This window comes from Leucobacter faecis, assembly GCF_054456635.2.
The window spans coordinates 201,801-219,765 of the sequence record NZ_JBTJEP020000003.1 but is presented as its reverse complement, the minus strand read 5'-3'; the positions used below and the strand labels follow the sequence as shown (position 1 = coordinate 219,765).

Below are 17,965 nucleotides of genomic sequence, written 5' to 3'. Positions count from 1 at the left end.
CGTGCAGACCGGGGTGGGAGCGAACGCCGCTGAAGCTGTGGCCGCTGAGTACGTCATCGCCGTCGATATCGGCGGCACCAAGACGGTCGTCGCGCTCGTCGACCGTGCTCTACGCGTGACGCATGCGCAGACTGCCCCCACCCCCGCCCGCGAGGGCGCGGCCGCTGTCGTCGCGACGGTTGCTCGCCTCGCGGCGGCCGCGCTCGACGCGGCGACGCTCGCACCGGCCGCGCTCGATTCTGCCGCTGGCTCCGACCAAGTTGAGGGCTCTAGCCCGAACCCCGCACCGTTCACCGTGTGCGGGGTTGGCATTGGCACCGCCGGCACGGTTGACCCCGAGCGCGGTGTGATCGTCGCATCAACCGACACGATGGTCGGTTGGGCGGGCACCGAGCTCGCCCGCGACGTGCGCGCCGATCTCACCAAGGTGCTCGCGGTGCGCGGCGTCGCGGTGCGTGACGCTGTGCAGCCGACCACTCCGCTGCCCGTCACCGTGCGCAACGACGTCGACGCGCACGCGGCGGGCGAGTTCGCGGCGGGGGCCGCACGCGGCGACCAGAGCGTGCTCGTCGTCGCGGTCGGCACCGGAATCGGCGCGGGCATCATCTTAGCAGGCACCCCGCTCACGGGCGCTCACCACTCGGGCGGCGACCTCGCCCACGTGCCCGTACCCGGCGCAGAGCACCTCACCTGCACCTGCGGCAGGCCCGGACACCTCGAGGCCATCGCCTCGGGGCTCGGCATCCTCGCCCACTACCGCTCGCTCGGCGGCGACCAGGCCGTGCCCGACACCCGCGAGGTCGCGGCGCGGGCGAGGGCCGGAGACCCGCTCGCGGCGCAGGCGATCACCGACGCGGCCCGGGCCCTCGGGCGCGCGCTGGCTGGTGCGGTCGCGATTCTCGATCCGGATCGTGTCGTGCTCACCGGCAGCGTGACCGGCATCGGCGCAACGCTGTGGGACGCCGCCGAGGCAGCGTTTCGCGCCGAGCTCACGGGCGCCGTCGCGGGCACGCCGCTGGTGGCGGGCGAGCTGGGCGGGGACGCGCCGCTCGTGGGCGCAGCGGCGGCCGTGTGGGCCCAGGCGTAGCCCGCGGCACTTCGTTTGAGACCGCGGCGATGCGCCGCGAAGAACAGGATTCAACATGAGATTTACCTCCGAACAGATTCTTGACGCGCTCGCGGGCGGCCTCGTCGTGTCGTGCCAGGCGTACCCGGGCGAAGCGATGCGCGACCCGCGCACGACCGCGCAGGTCGCTGACGCCGCGGTCGTGGGCGGGGCCGCGGGCATTCGTGTGCAGGGCCTCGCCGACGTGGCCGCGGTGCGGGGCCTCAGCGACGACCGCGCGCGCGAGGGCGGTGTGCCCGTGCCCGTCGTAGGGCTGTGGAAAGATGGCGACGGCGGGGTATTTATCACTCCGACGCTCGCGCACGCGAAGGCCGTGGCCGATGCCGGCGCCGACATCGTCGCGATCGACGGCACGCGTCGCGCCCGCCCCGACGGCCTCACCCTCGCCGAGACGGTGGCCGGGCTGCGCGCACACTGCGATGCGCTCGTGATGGCCGACTGCGGCTCGCTCGAAGACGCGATCGCGGCCGAGCAGGCGGGCGTCGACATTCTAGGTACGACCCTCTCGGGGTACACCGGGGAGCGCGAGAAGAGCGCGGGGCCCGACCTCGAACTTATCGCGCAGATCGTAGCGTCGAGCACGTTACCGGTGCTCGCCGAGGGGCGGGTGCATGCGCCTGCGCAGGCAGCGGCCGCGCGCGCTGCGGGTGCGTTTTCAGTGTGTGTGGGTACCGCGATCACGCACCCGGCCACAATCACTTCGTGGTTTGTTGACGCCGTGAAGGGGCAACAATGACCGGGGCTGCGGCTGCTGCTGGCGTTGTGGCCGGCGAGCGGCCCGCGGTGGCGGCCGAGCTGCGCGATGGGTACACCCTGCTTGCACAAGTGCAGCCGCGCGGGGTGGCCCACGAGGGCGAAATCGCTGCGTACCGGGCGGCCGCCGTGGTGCGTGCGCAGAACCCGGCCCGACGCGTGCGTGAACTGCGGCTCGTGCAGCGCGAACACAACGCGGCAGTGACGGTGTTTACCGACGTGTCGGTGGCCGAGTCTGGCGAGAGGCCCAGTCTGCGGGTCGTACACTTGCACGGCGGCGGGCTCATCGCGGGCGACAGGTTTGCGGGCTTCGATATGACCGCACGCTTTGCGAAGCAGCTGCGACTTGAGGTGTGGGCGGTGGAGTATCCGCTGAGCCCCGCGGCGTCGTTCACCGACATGGTTGACGCAGTCGTGTCAGTGCTGCGCGAGGCCGTCACAGACGGTGTGCCGGTTGTGCTGGCCGGGCAAAGTGCGGGCGGCGGCCTCGCCGCGGCGGTCGCTTTTGAGTGCCGCGACCTGGGCATCGTGCTCGCCGGGCACCTGCTTGCGTGCCCCATGCTCGATGCGCGCGCGACCGTTTCTGCCGCCCAGTTTGACGACGATGAGTCGTGGAACGGGCCCTCAAACCGCACTGCGTGGACGGCCGCGCTGCGTGGCACGAACGCGCTGCCGCCGGGCGAGCGCACCGACCTGGCCGGGCTTGCCCCCGTGTTTGTTGACACGGGGTCGGCCGAGCTGTTTCGGTCGTCAATCACGGGGTTCGCCGGGCGCCTGTGGGAGGCCGGGGTGACGGCCGAACTGCACGTGTGGTCGGGCGCGTTTCACGCCTCAGACTTTGCGGTCGAAGAGGCGATTGTGTCGCAGGAGGCGCATCGCGCGCGCGGCCGCTGGCTCGAAAGGCTCATTGAGGGGCGCCTGTAGCTGTTGAGCCCGAGAACTACTTGGCGATGCGAAAGCCCAGGTGGGAGGTGGCAGAGTCCTCTGTCTGCGCCGAGCGCGCGGCGGGCCGGTACCGCTGACAGTAGTCGGGGGAGCACAGGTGCGACCCACCCTTGGTGACCCGGCTCACCGCTGGGTTAGGTGCGGCTGGGTGGGCAACAGCATCAGGCGCCTGCGGGCTGCAGCCGCAGCAAGTCGTGGCCCCGGCACCCGCTGAGCTCGCTGCTGAGCTCGCTGCTGCGGTCGCTGCTGCGGTCGCTGCCGGAGCGTCTGACGCCGCCGCGCGGTGATTCGGCGTCGACACCGTCGTCGTCCATTCCCACACGTTGCCAATCATGTCGAACAGCCCGTAACCGTTGGGCGCAAACGTGCCCACGGGCGACGTGCCGCCCCAGCCGCGGTTCTCGTACGGAAACCGTCCGAGCCAGGTGTTCGCGAGCACCTCGCCGGCCGGGTGGAGCTCGTCGCCCCAAGCGAACTCAGTGTCGGTGCCACCGCGAGCTGCGTGCTCCCACTCGGCCTCGGTGGGTAGCCTCCCCCCTGCCCATTCGGCGTACGCCGTCGCGTCGGCAAAACACACCTGAGTCACGGGGTGCTGATCCTTGCCGGTGAGGTCTGAGTCGGGCCCGAGCGGAGCACGCCAGCTTGCACCCGGCACCCACGCCCACCACTGCCGCCAGTCACGTAGGTCGACGGGACCGGGTGTCTCATGAAATACGAGGCTTCCGGGGGCCCTGTCGGCGTCGCTCAGCGCGGCGTAAGCCGGGCCGGTGAGCTCTCGTTCAGCCACGGTGACGTAGCCGGTCTGCGAGGCAAACTCCCGAAACTCGAGGTTGGTGACGGGCCGCTGAGCAATCTGAAACCCGGTTCCCATCGCGGTGTGTGCGGGGCGCTCCTCAGGGTAGAACCGATCGGAGCCCATGCTGAACTGGCCACCGGGAATGGAAATCATATTGCTCACACGTTCGATCCTATTGTTGTTGTCTCGATTCAACAGCAGAAGTACGCTGGAGTATGGCTACCGTCAGAACCGTACAGGTCACATTTGATTGTGCAGACCCGCGCGCAGTTGCAGCGTTCTGGAAACGGGTGCTCGGCTATGTTGACCCGCCCACACCGCCCGGTTTTGCGACCTGGGACGAAGTCGATGCCGCCCAACCGGCCGCCGATCAAGGAGCGAAATGGGCTTGTCAAGACCCTGAGGGCGTGGGCCCGCGACTCTTCTTTCAGCGTGTGCCCGAACCCAAACGCCTGAAAAATCGAGTACACCTTGACGTGCGGGTGGGTGTCGGGCTGCGGGGCGACGAACGTGTGGCGGCACTCGAAGCAGAGGCGGCACGGTTGATCGAGATCGGTGCGACTCGTCTTTACCTCCTCGAAGCAGACGGGGTCAACGAATCCTGCCTGGTCATGCAAGACATTGAGGGTAATGAGTTCTGCCTCGACTGATCGGCGCGGTGTAGAGCGCAGCGGTGCTGAGCACCCGCCGCCGCTCCATCAAAATAGCGGTACTGACCTCGAACGATTGCCGCCGCGCTCTTCGGCGCCGCCGCCTGAAGCTGCCGCGGCCTCACGCGCAAGCAACCGCTCCTTCACCGGTAACCCATACCTGAACCCGCCCAGCGTTCCGTCTGAGCGCATCACCCGATGGCACGGAACAAACAGCGCCGCTGCGTTCTTCGCACACGCGCTCGCCGCAGCGCGCGCGGCGTCGGGGTTTCCGGTGCGGGCCGCATACTCGGCGTAGGTGAGCACCTCGCCGGGTGCGACGTCGCGCAGCACCTCCCACGCGCGCTCGCGGTACGGGCCAGACTCCTGCACGACAGGCACAGTGCCCGGCGCCGCGACGTCGCCCGCGTAGTATGCGTCTACCGCTGCCGCAGCCTCGCGCGCGATCCGCTCGGCCGATCCGGAGCCCGCAGAAGAACCGGAGCTCGCAGAAGAACCGGAGCCCGCAGCCGGGCTAGCACCAGCACCAGCACCAGCAGCGGCACCGGCATCGCCAGTGGGGTCGAGCTCTTGCACGTCGCTCTCGGCGGGGCGCAGTGACTCGTGAATGAGCGGCAGCAGGTAATTGGTGTCATCGGTCCAGCCCGATGCGAGCACGCCCAGTGCTCCCGCGATGAGTGTGAACGGCCCGTCGGGGGTCTCGAGCGTCACGCAGACGGCGGGGCTATCTTGTGACATCTTCTGACTCCTTCGACTGCGGTGTAGGTTGCGCCGCGGGTTGCGCCGCGGGTTGCGCCGCGGGTTGCGCCGCGGGTTGGGCCGCCGCCGCCCGCCACAGGTGCATCGACGCGTATGAACGCCAGGGTGCCCACTCTACGGCGCGGGCCGCGAGCGCGCGATGCTCGGCCTGCCTGCTGCCCACGCGCGTCTGGGGCAGCGCACCGAGCGCCCGCGCTCCCGCTACGAGGGCGACATCTCCGATGAGCCACGCATCGGGGTCGCGCTGCACGCGCATCGCGACATACGCGGCGGTCCACGGCCCCACCCCGGGCAACGCGGCGAGCTGCTTCGTCAGCGTGCCAGCGCCCGCAGCACCCTCGAGGTCGAACTCGCCCGCCGCGAGCGCGACCGCCGCCGCCCGCACTGCATTGCTCTGCCGCCTAGGAAGCCTCAGCGGCCGCTCGGGGTCGAGCTCGTCTGCCGGCCCGATGTGCGGCACGGCCGCGACGATCTGCGCGGGGGTCGGAAACAGGGTCGTGAGCCCCGGCGCGATGCCGGGGGCGGTGGGCGCGGGGGATCCGGCACGCTGCGCCAAGCGCGCGAGGTGGCCGCGGGCCGCGGCGACCGTGATCTGCTGGCCTATGATCGCCCTGATGATGAGCTCGGCGGGGTCGAGCGCGCCCGGCACGCGAGTGCCTGGGCGCGCGTGCACGAGCGGGGCGAGTGCCGGATCGTTCGCGAGCGCGGCATCGATGCTCGGCGCGTGAGCATCGAGGTCGAAGAGGGCGGCGATGCTGGCCGCGACCGTGTCGACGTCGTGCTGGTCTGCGGCATGGACGGTGGCGTGCAGGGTCACCGCGGCGGCCTCCGCGCGCGGTGCGGCGTGCTGCTCGGTGTAGCGCAGTGCGATCGCCGCGGGGCCGCTCGGCCCGCGCAGGGTACGCGCGTAGGTGTAGGTCGTTCCGTGGGCGGTGTCGTGTTCGGCGGTCGCGTGTTTGACGGTCGCGTGTTCGACGCCCGTGACCGCTCGCGCCGCGAGAAACTCAAATACGCCCCGGGCGTCGAACGGTGGCCGCGGGGTGAATTCGAGCTCGCAGATCATGGTGCGACGCTAACATGACCGGGCGTTAGTGCTGTGCTGCCATGTCGCCCACGTGAGGGGCTTCGAGGGAGCGCATGTAGCGCAGCATCACGGCACCGTTGGGGGAGGTGACGGCGGGCTGCGTGAGGCGCAGACTTGTAGGCATCGCCCCGTGCGCGAACACTTTCTTGCCGTGGCCGAGCACGATGGGGTACACCCAGAGCGTGAGAATATCGAACAGCTTGTGCGCAATGAGGGTCTGCACGAGGTCGAGGCTGCCGATCACGTGAATGTGGTTGTGCTGGTCGCGCAGCTTGCGTATTTCGGCCTCGGTATTGGGGCCGAGCTGCCGCGAGTTGTGCCACTCGAGCGTGCGCGGCTGGCGCGACGCGACGTATTTGGGCAGCCGATTAAGCTTCTCGGTGATCGGGCCCTCCTCGGCGGTGGGCCAGTAGCCAGCAAAGATGTCGTAGGTGCGGCGCCCGAGCAATAGAGCATCCATCTTGGCCATGCCCGCGTCAACCTGCTCGCCGACGAGGTCGTCGATGAGGGGTGCTTGCCAGCCGCCGTACTTGAAGTCTTGATCGGTATCTTCGTTTGGCCCGCCGGGAGCCTGAGCGACACCGTCGAGCGTGGTGAAGAGATCGATGTAGATGAGTCCCATGATGAACCGTCCCAACGGCCCGACAGCAGCATCGGGCCTACCGCGAGTGTCTCACCAGTGCGGCGCGTGCACAACGGGGTTGACGGGGGAGAGACCACGTTTGAGGCATGAACTATAAAGACTATAAAAGTACCGCGAACTATAAAGACTATAAAGATCACGACGACTATAAAGACTATAAAGGGGCATTGACGCAACAGTGTGCAAAGTAGTGCACATAAAGTGCAGTATGCTGCACAGGTGGATGAACATGCAGCCGAACTGGCCCGAGCCATCGGGTCGCGGGTGAGAGACGAACGTAAACGGCACGACTGGACCCTCGAACACCTCGCCGCCGCGGCGGGAGTGAGCCGCCGCATGCTTGTCAGCGTCGAACAGGGCACCGTAAACCCCAGCGTGGGCAGCCTGCTGCGTATCGCAAGTGCGCTTGGCGTGGGGCTGCCAGCGCTCGTCGAACCGCCCGCCGAAAGTGCCTCGCAAGTGACCCGCAGCGGTGACGGCGCCACACTGTGGTTGGGGGAGCACGGCGGTCGCGGCGTGCTGCTCGCCGGCACCGCCCCGCCAGACGTGATCGAGCTGTGGGACTGGACGTTTGAACCGGGCGATAGCCGTGCGAGCGAGCCGCACACCGACGGCACCCGCGAGGTGCTGCAAGTGCAGCGCGGCACACTCACCGTCACGGTCGACGGCGAAACCCATCAGCTTACGGAAGGCGACTCCCTCAGTTTTAGGGGCGACGTTGACCACGAGTACGCCAATAATCACGACGGCACCCTGCACTTCTTACTCTCGGTGTTTGAGCCCGCGATGGGACGCGCACACCACCTGCAGAACGGAGCACACGCATGAACCGGTTGACATCGAAGCCCAGCGGCGCGGGGATTCCACCATGGTCGATCGCGGTCGCGGCGATGCTGCTGATTCAGCTGTCAAACGCGCTCTCGGTCACCGTCATTGAACAGGTGGGCCCCGCGGGCACCGCGTGGCTGCGCATGTGCTTTGGGTCCGTATTGCTGCTGCTCATCGTGCGCCCCAAGCTTCGGTCGATTCGGGTCAAAGATATTCCCGCCCTGCTCGTGCTGGGGCTCGTCACCGGGTTCATGACCACGTTCTTCTTGATGGCGGTCGCCCGAATTCCGCTCGGCACCGCCGTCGCGATCGAGTTTCTCGGCCCCTTGGCCGTCGCCGCGATCACCAACAAGAAGCGCAGCGCCTACGCCTGGCCAGCCCTCGCGCTCGTCGGAGTGGTGCTGCTCACCGAGCCCTGGCACGGGGCGGTCGATATTCTAGGTGTCGTGTTCGCGCTGCTCGCCGGTGTCTGCTGGGGCCTCTACAACGTGTTCACGCAGTTTGTTGGCGACCGTTACGCGGGTATCAGCGGGCTCGCGCTCACGATTCCAATCGCCGCGGTGTTCACCGCAGTCTTGGGACTGCCGCAGGTGCTGAACGGTAACCCCGAGCTGTGGGTGCTGCTGCTCGCGGCGGGAATCGCGCTGATTTCACCGGTCGTCTCGTTTGGGCTCGAGATGCTCGCACTACGCCGCATGACACACACCGCGTTTGGCACGCTACTGTCGATCGAGCCGGCGTTTGGCGTCATCATGGGCATCCTCGTGCTCGCTCAGTCACCATCGGTGCTGCAGCTCGTGGGCATCGCGATCGTGGTGCTCGCAGGTGCGGCCGCCCAGCGCGGCGGCCGGCGCGAGGGCCAGCCTTCCTTGTAACCAGGCGCTTGTAGACTGTGACCCTACGCACGCCATGGTCAATCGGCACGTTCGCGCCTCTCATTTGAGGCGCGGGCTGGCCCGGGCCGCTATCGAACGAGGTCGATCTCTTATCGCTCCGGATCAGCCAGCAGCCGGCCTGCCCGCCGCCGTCCCCTCGGTGACCTGGCAGGGTGACGGTACAACCCACTCGGCCGTGTGGCTCTCTGCAAACGACCGGCCAGCGCCTAAGCGCGTGGTGGCGGTAGACGATCGGCTCACCGCCGACCAAGCGATCAAGCATGCCGCCCAGGGCACGGCAATGCTGTGGCTCGGCGACTTTCACGGCGCCAAGCAAATTCTGAGCGCGATCGACCGCCGGGTGTCATCTGGCAAGAAGACCGCGCGCGGTAAGAATCGGCCCGCGCGCGGTGCTCGAGATCAAGCGAGCGCGCGCGGCGATGCGCCTGCCGATACCCTCAGCGACGCCGAAGAGTTCTACCGGATCCGGCAGGCGCGTGCTGGCCGCTCACGCATCATGTCACTCATCTTGATGCCGCTCGAAGTGGACGTCGAAAGTGGCCTCGCCGAGATCCCGCTCCCGCGTGCGCCAAAGATCGGGCCCGCGATCAAGTTTGGGTACGGCGGCTGGCCGGGATCCGGATCGAAGCCAGCAGATGGCACTGGCCGCGCAGGGGCGCGCCGAGCCGTTGTGAGCCTGCAGGAGCTTACGGGCGTGCAGGGTGCGCACCAGTGGTTCGTGAGCGGCGTCGATGTGCCGAGCTTAGGGGCCAAGATTCACCCGCACTACGGCACGTTCTTGCCGACGCGGCACGAGTATGTTGACCTGGTGGCCGGGGCGCCGCTCGCTGAGGGCGCCCTGCGCGCGTTCGATATTGGTACCGGCACCGGCGTGCTCGCCGCGGTGCTTGCGCAGCGGGGGGTGCAGCAGGTGGTGGGCACCGACCTGCATCAGCGGGCCGTTGATTGCGCGAATGACAACTTTGCGCGGCTCGGCATTTCCGCGGTTGCATCGGCTGAGCGTACGAGTATGTTTCCAGAAGGGCGGGCGCAGCTCATCGTGTGTAATCCGCCGTGGCTGCCGGGCAGCGCCGCGACCACCCTCGACGCCGCGATCTATGACCCGGGTAGCAAGATGCTGCTGCAGTTCTTGAACGGGCTGCCGGCGCATCTGACCGAGGATGGCGAGGGGTGGCTGATCATCTCGGACCTTGCCGAGCTGCTCGGGCTGCGCACCCGAGAGATGCTGCTCGAAGCGATCGAGCGGGCGGGGCTCACTGTTGTGGAGAGGCTCGACACGGTGCCGACCCACGGTCGCGCGCGCGACACCAGCGATGTGCTGCACGCCGCGCGCTCGCGTGAGGTGACGAGCTTGTGGCGGCTGCGGGTGAGGGCGCGGGCGTAGCTGCGCGGTGCCGGGCCCGTGCTCGCACGAGTCGGCATCGAAATGACGAGACGGTATCGAAAATGCGTACTTTCCATACCGGCTCGTCATTTCGATGCCGTCTCGTCACTGAGACGTGAACGTCGTTGCGGGCGTAGCTGCCTCCGTGTGGACGCTTCACGCGGTCTATTGGTTGATGCCCACTAATCCGTACGAGCGCAGGTACTCGATGATCGCGGTATGCTCATCAAAAATATACGCTCGTGCCATGAGGTCGTTAAACCTGTCGCTTACCGCAGGGTCTTCATCATCGAGTGGAATCGTGAGCAGCATATTGGTTTCGGCCGTGATCAGCAGCCGGTTGGCAGCAAAGATCGCAGTGCGTTTGTTTCCATCTTCAAAGGCTTGAGCCTTTGCGAGCAAGACGAAAAGCCAGAGCGCGGCTTCGACGGTATCGCTCCGTTCAAGGGCCGCATCGATTGTGAGCTGCAAGCCAGCGAGATCAAGCGCGGGAGGTTCGTGTCGCCCGTAGCGCGTGCGCACACCGATCTGTTGATGCGCGGTGCGAAGCTCGCCGGGATGAAGTGGCCCGCTTCGGGTGATGGTGGCATTGATGCGGCACACATAGCGCGCATCGAATTGCGTGTCGTCAGGCGCAAGGATGAAGGTCGCCGCATCGCGTAGATCTTCAAGCAGTGCGAGATCAGCGCGCGAAGAAATGCCCTCGAGTGACCCCGTGCGTAGAAAGTTTTCAGTGTCGAGCCGGCCAGTCTGTAGCCCGTCGAGCACCTTGCCTGACGAATAGATCACACGAGCGAGTTTTGATACATTAAGCACCGTTTCGCCTGTGACTGGTTCTTGTATGTGCTCCACCGCGCCAGTCTACTTGAGGGGTGTGCAGCGCGAATAGATACCTTGAGGGCGGTACGAAACGGAGTCAACTACTGTCAACTACTGTCAACCCCTTTCACGTGACGTACGATCGTGCGTACTCTCGTGCCAGCAGGTGCTGTTGCTGCACATGCGGTGCTGCCGACGCCTCGCGGTAGTCCGCACACGCGGCGCGTCACCTGCTAGAAGGGAGAACGCGATGACCACCGCGCACCGGAGCAGCGGCGACGAACCCCGGCACGAACCCCGGCACGAACCCCGGCACGAACACAATCGCACCTTCGGTATCGAAGAAGAGTTTCTGCTGCTCGACGCGCGCACCCTCACCCCGGTGAACTGTGCAGCAGAGGTGATTCTCGCGGCCCCCAAGACGCACCGGCTGCCCGAGCGCGAGTTTTTGTCGAGCGAGCTCGAAGTCTCCACCCCCATCTGCCGCACCGCGGCCGAGGCAGAAGACGCGCTCCGCGGGTTTCGTACGGCCTACGCCGGGGTCGCCGAAAGCTGCGGGGTGGTGCTCGCCAGCTGCGGGCTGCCGCCGCTGGGCGGTGAAACCACCTGCACCGTCACGCCCAAGTCGAGGTACCAGCGGCTGCGCGACGAGATGCGGGGCGTCGCTGGCCACCACTACGCGATCGGCACACACGTGCACGTCGCGGTGCCCTCGCGTGACGCGGGCGTCGACGTGCTCGCCCGCCTGGCGCGCTGGGCGCCGGCGCTGCTTGCGCTCACGGCTAACTCGCCGCTGTGGTGCGGGGAGGCCACGGGATTCGCCAGCTGGCGTTACGTGCAAGAGCTCGCCTGGGCGACCGCGGGTTACCCGCCCAGCTTCAGGGACGGGGCAGAATATGCGCGCGCAGTCGCCAGCCTCATCAACACCGGAATCATCATCGACGAGGGGCACGTCACCTGGATGGCCCGGCTCTCGCACCGGTACCCGACGCTCGAGCTACGCATCGCAGACGCACAGCTCGAGGCGGGCGAAGCCGTCGCTTACGCGGTGATCGTGCGGGCGCTCGTCGAGCACGCGCTGCGCGAGGGCGAGGCAGGCCAGCCGCGACCGCGCTATGTGCCGGGTCTCGTCGACGGCGCTACATGGCTCGCGGCCCGCAACGGGCTCGCGACCGATCTCACCGACCCGCTCACGGCAGAAACGATGCCCGCATTCGACCTGGTCGGGTGCATGATCGCGACGGTCGAAGACGAGCTCGACCGCTTCGGCGACCGCGGCCGCGTCGCCCGGTATCTGAGCCGGATCAAGCGCAGCGGCAGCCCCGCCGCGCGCCAGGCCGCCGCCTTCGCCGCGGGCGGTGTCAGCTCCCTGCTAAGCCTTTACCGTGCCCGGTAGCCGTGCGCGCCCGCTCCCGTCATGCTGCGGGAGCCCAGCGACTCGCAGCAATTGCCTACTGCTGTCGAGCCGTCAGAAGTTTGCGTAATCCATGTCAGATGAACTTAGGTTTCCACCTACTTGCAAGATCAGCTCGACGGTCCAGCAGCTTTCATAGTCAAACGTGAACGTTTCACGAGTCTCGGTGTAGGCGCCCTCAGGGCCGAACGCGTAGGTCCACCCATACCATTCATAACCAGCACCGTAAGTGAGGTCGTAGGTGCCAATAGGCACCCCAAAGGATTCACTGGTGCCGGGGGCAAGGTAAGCGTCCCAGACCGTGGTGGGACCGCTCTTTAGTTTCACATAGTAGCTACGGTCACCAGAGGGCACAGTGACAGTTAGACAGCCTTCGCCCCCACCTCCGGAGGCGCCGTAACGGTGAGTCGGGGCGGGGACGCTGGGCTGGCTAAAAGCGGGCTCAGGAGGGGGGAGGTCAATTTCTGCCGGAGGCTCTGAACTCGATGATGTGTTCTGGTTGCTGCTGTTGCTGTTGCTGCTGTTGCCTTCGCCGTTTGAAAACTCTAAGAACACAGCCAATAGAACAATGACAGCGACACTGATGAACAGCCCCCAGAAAAAACGACCGGAAGCTGACGCACGATCGTCGCTAGCAGCGGTAGGGGGTCGGGAGGCCGTGGAAGTTGTTGGGGGTTTCGGGCCGATTAATAGATAGGCCTTGGGTTTGGAGTCTTGCTCGTGTGCAGGCAACAAGAAACACCATTCAGCGGTGACGAGCATGACGCTCAAACACCTCCGGCGTGTGGCACACTCAACGCGCCGGGTTTCGGGGCACGCTAGGCTAATGAGTTGTGCCGCTGATTAGATCACTATTCGAGTCGGTAGTTCTCGCAGCTATTGGCGTGCTGCTCCTAGCGTGGGCTGCGGCGCAGAACCAAATAGGGGGCGGAGCTAGCGGCAGCTTCGAGAAGTGCAGCCTCGCCACGGGGCTCCTCTACTTATTCTTTGCAGCGCTGGTAGCTGGCTTGGTGCTGTGGCACGCTTACAGGCGCAAAACCGCGAGGGAAAAGCAGGCTGCGGCGGAACGGGGCGGGCGCTTCGGCGCGCATCAGCCGATGCACGTGAGTCGAGAAACCACGAAAGGTGCGCCAACAGCCCCCAACCAGTTGATTCTACGCGGTGACCTGTGGTTTAGAGTACGAAGCCTGCCCGCCATTTGTACCGATCTGTTGCTTGCTGCCTTGGTTGTCGTTGGGTTCGTGTACGCGGGCCCTGCCCGGCTCAGCTTCACCGTTTTTGCGTTTACCGTGGGGGTGTGGCTCGGCTATCGCTTCCACCGAAAACGTGGTCGCGGTGTCGCAGCGCAGCGCGTGCTTTCGACCACGGTGCCGCTTGCCATCACCGTTTTCTTCTGGATGATGATGCGCACGACAGAGATTCCGTATGCTGCGCTCATGTTCTTACCAGCGGCCGGGCTTGGTGCGGGGCTAGCGATGGCGGTGGAGCGATGGGTCGGCCCGAAGCGCTATGCGCTTGCCCGCGCCTGGGAAGGCATTGACCGGGTGATTGGAGCGAGGCCGGGTGCGTCAGTAGCGACTCCAGCACTGAGTCGTGGGCAAATATCGTTCAAGATCGCAGCCCTCACTGCTCGGATTTCAAAACGCGAGGTGCGTGCATTTCTGAGGCAGTTTATTGCTCAGTTTCCGCGAGTTAGCCGTTCCGATATTCTGGGGCGCAGGGTCGTGATGACCGTAGGCGTCATTGCTTTTGCTATCGGGATGCTCGCGTTTCTCACCGGCATCGTGGAAATTGCGAGTGAGGGGGCAGAGGACGCGGCGGCCCAGCTGCTCGGGATGAGCGCGGTTCTGTTGCTCTTCATGTTCGCCGGCGCAGTGTTCATCTGGTTTCTGGTGCGCACACGCACCAGAGTGCCGTACGGCGAAGATTATCTGCGGCTCTCGCGCTTCGCAGCAGACAACGGTTTCGGTTTTGATCCGGGACCCTGCGTGCTGAATGACGGTGCGATTGAAACAAACATCATGCAGACCGTTCATGCAGTCGAGGCTGCCCCTCGGCTGAGAACCAGCAACCTCGAGCACCGTCAAGGGGTAGCGCTCGCCCGAACGACCCACTTCAGCGGCAAATGCGTGATCGAGCTTAGTACCGAACTGCCGCACGTCATGCTGTTCAGCCAGGATCATCTGACGCCCTCATTCGCAGCGTTCACGGCCCCGGCAGCGAATCAACGGTTGTCGCTTGAGGGCGATTTCGATGACCACTTCGCGCTCTTCTGCCCTCGGGGCTATGAACGCGACGCGCTCTACCTCTTCACACCAGACATCATGGCGCGACTCATCGATGGGGCGCGCAGCTTCGATATCGAGCTCGTCGGCAATCTGCTCATACTGCGTTCGCGGCGTGATCTCGTGACGGTAGACCCCGCAGTCTGGGCCGAGCTCGCGACAGCCCTCACCGCACTCACCGACAAGCTGGCTCAGTGGGAACGCTGGCGTGACGAGCGACTGCTTCTGCAACGAACGGTGCAACCGTTTGCAGAAGGAGTAATCGCCGGGTCGTCAGGTGCACGAGTAGCAATACAAGGGAGGCGGCTGAGACGGGGGATTGGACCTGGCACCTGGTTCGCGATGGGGTTTGTTTCTCTGTACCTCACGCTGACCGCGCTCGCGAACCTGATCTAGGCGGACGGCGCGCGCCAACGAGCATCGCGACAACGTGACAAATCATGAAGCCTTCGAGGGGCTCGATCAACCGCGCCAGGTGACCGCCACCGACGCCACCCTCCGCACAGATAACGCCGAGGTCGCGGCAATGATCGGGGTGCGTGCTGAGGGCGCTGCGAAAGAGCCCGCGCGCGCACGCAGTCTGAGTGCGCGGCGTGATCCGGATCGCTCGTGGCTGCTGCCCACTTACCGCCTGAATCAAATAATGCTATTCTGATTCAGTTAAGGAGGGGTCATGGAATCTATGCCCAATCGCATCACTCGACTGCGTGTCGAGCTGGGGCTCGATCAGCGTGCTGCGGCAGCGCAGTCGGGGCTATCGCAGTCGACCTGGAACCGCATCGAAACGGGCAAGAAAGATCCGACGCTCGCCGAGCTCGTGGGCATTGCACACGCGCTTGGAGTGCTGCTGAGCACCGTTCTCGGACACAGCGAATTTCGTGATCGCCTGCAAACCGCCGCGCGCGCTGAGCACCCCAATGCCGATGTTGCCCGAGCAGTAGAACGCCTCGACTTTTGGTTTGAGCTCGACAACGACCTGCGCGCGGCAGGCATCGGAACCCATCGGTAGGGGTGAGGGCGCATGAACGCTGAACTCGAAGGGCAGCAAAAGGCCGCGACGTTTCGCCACGATAACGACCTTGGGATGTCGCCCATTCGTGACGTGCAAGAACTGATCGAAGGGCTGCTCGGTATCGATGTTGCAGTGATGACGATGCCGGGCGATCTTGACGCGGTGATGCGCCGTGACCCAGAAAGCGGTCGCGTGCTGATCGGGGTGGGTACGAGCAGGTCGCCAGAGCGGCAGAGGTTCACGACAGCGCACGAACTCGGGCACGTTCTGTTTGGTGAATTTCGTGACGAGGTAGCCAACGGCTTGCACCGTGATGCTGCAGAACAACGGGCGGACTCGTTTGCGCGCCACTTACTTGCACCGCAGCAGGGGGTGCGCCGCCTCGTTGAGAAGATTCCAGACGAGTTGACGATGTTCGCCAAAATATCTGCGATTGTGCGCCACTTTGGTGTCTCGCCCTATGTTGCGGCGATTCAGCTACGCGACATTGAAGTGCTTACCGTTGAGGAGTTTGACGCGGTAAAAGCAAAACCTGCGAGCTGGTATGCACGCCGATTTGGCTGGGCTGCTGAGCGAGAATCACTCGTCGTAGACGCGTTGCGCGAGCAAGCGCCGCAGCGCATCACAACGAACGCGATCGAGGCGTACCTACTGGGGCAGCTATCGCTCAGACAGCTGGCCCGCGTACACGGCGTCAACGATGTCGACGAGTTCGAGCGCGAACTCGTGGGCGAAGGGATTGTGCCGCCGACTGCGGCCGATCCCCACAGCGAGGTGTCATTCGGAGATGAATGGTGACTGATCCGCGGGCAGTGATCATTGATGCCGGGCCAGCTTTGAATTTCATTGCGGCGGGGTATCAACAGCTGCTGTTGGACGTCATATCGGCAAAATCTGCCTTCATGTGTGCACCGCAGTCGGTGGCAGATGAGGTACAGCGCAAGTCTCACCAGCCGCACGGATCACATGCAGGCACCGCCCGGTTTCACAGCAGACACTGGCACGTGTTTGAAGCGCTTGTCAGCAACGGGCTAGTGAAGCTTCTCATCGATGATGTGCGAGATAAAGCGTTAGTGGCGGCGACGGTGTCAGTATCAAAGCAAACCGTCATGCAACGTGCACTCACGTCAAAAGACTTGGGTGAGACGATGGTGGTGGCACACGCTCTCAAAATGGCGCGCATCGGCAAAGCGGTGATCGTGCTGGTCGACGATGGCGGCGGCCAGCGGCTTGCCCGGCAGCATGGGTTAAAGGTGACGTCGACGCTCGGCATTCTTCGAGATGCCGCAAGGCTTGGAATGGTCGAGACGCGCGGCGACATGAAACTGATCTACGCGAGAATCGCGCAGTATGACGATGGGCTACCTCACTGGGATACCAGCGTCGTGAGCGTGCTGCATGACCGCGAGTTGTACATCGGTCGGCGAGCGGCCCCGCTCTGATAGATACGGCGCCGCAAAGTGCGCCAAGATAGAGACATGGCTGTCTCTTTCTCTGCCTTGCACGCCGACGTCGGCACAATCAACGGCCCAGTAGCGAACGAATACTCGGTGGCCAATCCGTCATCGAAGTTATTGGTGAAAAGCGTGGTGCACGATGGCGAGTACCCAAAACTGACGTTGAATGAACACTCGAATAAAGCCATCTATTTTGACCTGACCTGCGATTTTTGATTATAGGAGTTTTGGGTTTGAGGCTTTGTGATTTCCAAATAGGCCCCTAAAGAATCCATAACTGCTTGAGCTTGAGGCACATGAGATGCGTGATTTGAACGATGAACCGAGGAGAAATCTTGCACGACGACGAGTTCGTCTACGACAGAGCTGCTGAGGCCGAGGCGGTTCTACTCACAGACCAGAGCCGCCTGGGTGACACCTTTCGAGGCGACCGAGAGGGCCTCACTCGGGAAGAACAAGCAGAGATGGTCGGCGCTAAAACCGTAAACTACGGTTACAACAACGGCGTGACTATCAAAGCGCTGGTGCACGGAACCCTGCCGTCAGGCCCGACGCTTGCGCTGCAAGCTGCGCGCCGATTGCGTACCCTGCTTAAGCGCGATGATCTTTCTCAAGAGTTGCGTGCTGATTGGGCCTTGCTCGAAGAGCAGTTGACACTACGGGCAGAAGACCGGCTCGCAGCAGAAGCAGAAGACACCGCAACGGCGAAGGCTACGACTGAGGCGGAGTCAGTTGGAACTTCAGGCATCTACGTCTACACGTTGCCGCACTACCTCAAGTATCCAGTCGATGCCGAGACCGGTAAGACATATCTTAAGGTCGGGCACTCATCGCGTGACGTGCTGCACAGGGCGGGGTCGCAGGGGCGTTTAACCGCGCTGCCAGAGGACCCAATCCTGTTGCGCATTTACCCGTCACCGGCATCAGGTGAGACTGAACGAAAGTTTCACGAGTGGCTTCGCATGGCAGACCATCACGGTGCGCGCACTCGTCGCGGTGGCACCGAATGGTTCTTGACCTCGACGAAGTTTCTCGATCACATCGCCACAGAACTCGGCCTAGAGCGGCAGACCATCAACGACCTTGAAGTCGGCGACGACTAACCCAAGTACCC

The 17,965-nt window shown here is 64.7% G+C and carries 21 protein-coding genes; 15 read left to right on the top strand and 6 right to left on the bottom strand.

From position 1 onward, the window contains the following. The first annotated feature begins 1 nt into the window (after nucleotide 1). The 3 genes from ACXR2T_RS04030 to ACXR2T_RS04020 are packed head-to-tail and all read left to right on the top strand — an operon-like array spanning nucleotide 2 to nucleotide 2,803. Nucleotides 2-1,087, top strand: coding sequence for an ROK family protein (locus ACXR2T_RS04030; protein ID WP_458837977.1), 1,086 nt, complete (start codon nucleotides 2-4; stop codon nucleotides 1,085-1,087). Nucleotides 1,088-1,142: 55 nt separating this feature from the next. Further along, nucleotides 1,143-1,862, top strand: a complete 720-nt coding sequence (locus tag ACXR2T_RS04025) for an N-acetylmannosamine-6-phosphate 2-epimerase (RefSeq protein WP_458837976.1) — start codon at nucleotides 1,143-1,145, stop codon at nucleotides 1,860-1,862. Then, nucleotides 1,859-2,803, top strand: a complete 945-nt coding sequence (locus ACXR2T_RS04020) for an alpha/beta hydrolase (RefSeq protein ID WP_458837975.1) — start codon at nucleotides 1,859-1,861, stop codon at nucleotides 2,801-2,803. Before ACXR2T_RS04025 ends, ACXR2T_RS04020 begins: the two co-directional genes overlap by 4 nt. Before the next feature lie 16 nt (nucleotides 2,804-2,819). Here the strand turns inward: ACXR2T_RS04020 and ACXR2T_RS04015 are convergent, their stop codons facing one another. Next, nucleotides 2,820-3,782 carry a formylglycine-generating enzyme family protein gene (locus tag ACXR2T_RS04015; RefSeq protein ID WP_489945486.1) on the bottom strand — a complete coding sequence of 321 codons (963 nt, stop codon included), beginning with the start codon at nucleotides 3,780-3,782 and terminating at the stop codon, nucleotides 2,820-2,822. Nucleotides 3,783-3,835: 53 nt separating this feature from the next. Between ACXR2T_RS04015 and ACXR2T_RS04010 the strand changes: the two genes are divergently transcribed. Continuing rightward, a complete protein-coding gene (locus ACXR2T_RS04010; protein WP_458837974.1) occupies nucleotides 3,836-4,270 on the top strand; it encodes a VOC family protein in 435 nt (144 codons plus the stop codon). A gap of 48 nt (nucleotides 4,271-4,318) precedes the next feature. Here the strand turns inward: ACXR2T_RS04010 and ACXR2T_RS04005 are convergent, their stop codons facing one another. From ACXR2T_RS04005 to ACXR2T_RS03995, 3 genes are read right to left on the bottom strand one after another with little or no spacing between them, the layout of a single operon-like run. Next, nucleotides 4,319-5,008 (bottom strand): methylated-DNA--[protein]-cysteine S-methyltransferase, encoded by a 690-nt coding sequence (locus ACXR2T_RS04005; RefSeq protein WP_458837973.1) that lies wholly within the window; start codon nucleotides 5,006-5,008, stop codon nucleotides 4,319-4,321. Next, complete coding sequence (locus ACXR2T_RS04000; protein WP_458837972.1) at nucleotides 4,995-6,092, bottom strand: AlkA N-terminal domain-containing protein; 1,098 nt, start codon at nucleotides 6,090-6,092, stop codon at nucleotides 4,995-4,997. The genes ACXR2T_RS04005 and ACXR2T_RS04000 overlap by 14 nt, the downstream gene beginning before the upstream one ends. Before the next feature lie 25 nt (nucleotides 6,093-6,117). After that, a complete protein-coding gene (locus ACXR2T_RS03995) occupies nucleotides 6,118-6,735 on the bottom strand; it encodes a dihydrofolate reductase family protein (protein ID WP_458813868.1) in 618 nt (205 codons plus the stop codon). A 240-nt stretch (nucleotides 6,736-6,975) separates the two neighbouring features. On the opposite strand from ACXR2T_RS03995, the gene ACXR2T_RS03990 reads away from it, so the two are divergent. The 3 genes from ACXR2T_RS03990 to ACXR2T_RS03980 are packed head-to-tail and all read left to right on the top strand — an operon-like array spanning nucleotide 6,976 to nucleotide 9,864. Continuing rightward, entirely contained in the window at nucleotides 6,976-7,584 is a 609-nt protein-coding gene (locus tag ACXR2T_RS03990; RefSeq protein ID WP_458813864.1) for a helix-turn-helix domain-containing protein, read from the top strand. Then, nucleotides 7,581-8,459, top strand: coding sequence for an EamA family transporter (locus tag ACXR2T_RS03985; RefSeq protein WP_458813862.1), 879 nt, complete (start codon nucleotides 7,581-7,583; stop codon nucleotides 8,457-8,459). The genes ACXR2T_RS03990 and ACXR2T_RS03985 overlap by 4 nt, the downstream gene beginning before the upstream one ends. Before the next feature lie 34 nt (nucleotides 8,460-8,493). Further along, nucleotides 8,494-9,864, top strand: a complete 1,371-nt coding sequence (locus ACXR2T_RS03980) for a methyltransferase (protein ID WP_458837971.1) — start codon at nucleotides 8,494-8,496, stop codon at nucleotides 9,862-9,864. Between the two features lie 165 nt (nucleotides 9,865-10,029). Here the strand turns inward: ACXR2T_RS03980 and ACXR2T_RS03975 are convergent, their stop codons facing one another. Beyond that, nucleotides 10,030-10,653, bottom strand: a complete 624-nt coding sequence (locus ACXR2T_RS03975) for a Fic family protein (protein WP_458837970.1) — start codon at nucleotides 10,651-10,653, stop codon at nucleotides 10,030-10,032. Nucleotides 10,654-10,933: 280 nt separating this feature from the next. On the opposite strand from ACXR2T_RS03975, the gene ACXR2T_RS03970 reads away from it, so the two are divergent. Continuing rightward, nucleotides 10,934-12,079, top strand: a complete 1,146-nt coding sequence (locus tag ACXR2T_RS03970; protein WP_458837969.1) for a carboxylate-amine ligase — start codon at nucleotides 10,934-10,936, stop codon at nucleotides 12,077-12,079. A gap of 72 nt (nucleotides 12,080-12,151) precedes the next feature. Here ACXR2T_RS03970 and ACXR2T_RS03965 read toward each other — a convergent pair whose 3' ends face one another. Next, on the bottom strand, nucleotides 12,152-12,424 hold the full coding sequence (locus ACXR2T_RS03965; protein ID WP_458837968.1) for a hypothetical protein: 273 nt from the start codon (nucleotides 12,422-12,424) through the stop codon (nucleotides 12,152-12,154). Between the two features lie 776 nt (nucleotides 12,425-13,200). Between ACXR2T_RS03965 and ACXR2T_RS03960 the strand changes: the two genes are divergently transcribed. The 7 genes from ACXR2T_RS03960 to ACXR2T_RS03930 all read left to right on the top strand — a co-directional run bounded on the left by ACXR2T_RS03960 (nucleotide 13,201) and on the right by ACXR2T_RS03930 (nucleotide 17,954). Next, the gene (locus tag ACXR2T_RS03960) at nucleotides 13,201-14,778 is read left to right on the top strand and encodes a hypothetical protein (RefSeq protein ID WP_458837967.1); all 1,578 of its coding nucleotides are present in this window, start codon (nucleotides 13,201-13,203) and stop codon (nucleotides 14,776-14,778) included. Nucleotides 14,779-14,812: 34 nt separating this feature from the next. After that, on the top strand, nucleotides 14,813-15,037 hold the full coding sequence (locus ACXR2T_RS03955; RefSeq protein WP_458837966.1) for a hypothetical protein: 225 nt from the start codon (nucleotides 14,813-14,815) through the stop codon (nucleotides 15,035-15,037). Nucleotides 15,038-15,055: 18 nt separating this feature from the next. Further along, nucleotides 15,056-15,391, top strand: coding sequence for a helix-turn-helix domain-containing protein (locus tag ACXR2T_RS03950; RefSeq protein ID WP_458837965.1), 336 nt, complete (start codon nucleotides 15,056-15,058; stop codon nucleotides 15,389-15,391). Between the two features lie 12 nt (nucleotides 15,392-15,403). Further along, nucleotides 15,404-16,192: an ImmA/IrrE family metallo-endopeptidase gene (locus tag ACXR2T_RS03945; RefSeq protein ID WP_458837964.1), complete on the top strand. Its 789-nt coding sequence runs from the start codon at nucleotides 15,404-15,406 to the stop codon at nucleotides 16,190-16,192. A gap of 14 nt (nucleotides 16,193-16,206) precedes the next feature. Next, nucleotides 16,207-16,836: a PIN domain-containing protein gene (locus tag ACXR2T_RS03940; RefSeq protein WP_458813844.1), complete on the top strand. Its 630-nt coding sequence runs from the start codon at nucleotides 16,207-16,209 to the stop codon at nucleotides 16,834-16,836. 36 nt (nucleotides 16,837-16,872) lie between these two features. Further along, nucleotides 16,873-17,067, top strand: a complete 195-nt coding sequence (locus ACXR2T_RS03935) for a hypothetical protein (RefSeq protein ID WP_458837963.1) — start codon at nucleotides 16,873-16,875, stop codon at nucleotides 17,065-17,067. 101 nt (nucleotides 17,068-17,168) lie between these two features. Beyond that, a complete protein-coding gene (locus ACXR2T_RS03930; RefSeq protein ID WP_458837962.1) occupies nucleotides 17,169-17,954 on the top strand; it encodes a GIY-YIG nuclease family protein in 786 nt (261 codons plus the stop codon). The last annotated feature ends 11 nt before the right edge of the window (nucleotides 17,955-17,965 follow it).

Coding starts and splice junctions, on each gene's coding strand:
- ACXR2T_RS04025 (WP_458837976.1), top strand. CDS start 1,143: ATGAGATTTACCTCCGAACAGATTCTTGACGCGCTCGCGGGCGGCCTC.
- ACXR2T_RS04020 (WP_458837975.1), top strand. CDS start 1,859: ATGACCGGGGCTGCGGCTGCTGCTGGCGTTGTGGCCGGCGAGCGGCCC.
- ACXR2T_RS04010 (WP_458837974.1), top strand. CDS start 3,836: ATGGCTACCGTCAGAACCGTACAGGTCACATTTGATTGTGCAGACCCG.
- ACXR2T_RS04005 (WP_458837973.1), bottom strand. CDS start 5,008: ATGTCACAAGATAGCCCCGCCGTCTGCGTGACGCTCGAGACCCCCGAC.
- ACXR2T_RS04000 (WP_458837972.1), bottom strand. CDS start 6,092: ATGATCTGCGAGCTCGAATTCACCCCGCGGCCACCGTTCGACGCCCGG.
- ACXR2T_RS03995 (WP_458813868.1), bottom strand. CDS start 6,735: ATGGGACTCATCTACATCGATCTCTTCACCACGCTCGACGGTGTCGCT.
- ACXR2T_RS03985 (WP_458813862.1), top strand. CDS start 7,581: ATGAACCGGTTGACATCGAAGCCCAGCGGCGCGGGGATTCCACCATGG.
- ACXR2T_RS03980 (WP_458837971.1), top strand. CDS start 8,494: ATGGTCAATCGGCACGTTCGCGCCTCTCATTTGAGGCGCGGGCTGGCC.
- ACXR2T_RS03970 (WP_458837969.1), top strand. CDS start 10,934: ATGACCACCGCGCACCGGAGCAGCGGCGACGAACCCCGGCACGAACCC.
- ACXR2T_RS03950 (WP_458837965.1), top strand. CDS start 15,056: ATGGAATCTATGCCCAATCGCATCACTCGACTGCGTGTCGAGCTGGGG.
- ACXR2T_RS03945 (WP_458837964.1), top strand. CDS start 15,404: ATGAACGCTGAACTCGAAGGGCAGCAAAAGGCCGCGACGTTTCGCCAC.
- ACXR2T_RS03935 (WP_458837963.1), top strand. CDS start 16,873: ATGGCTGTCTCTTTCTCTGCCTTGCACGCCGACGTCGGCACAATCAAC.
- ACXR2T_RS03930 (WP_458837962.1), top strand. CDS start 17,169: ATGAACCGAGGAGAAATCTTGCACGACGACGAGTTCGTCTACGACAGA.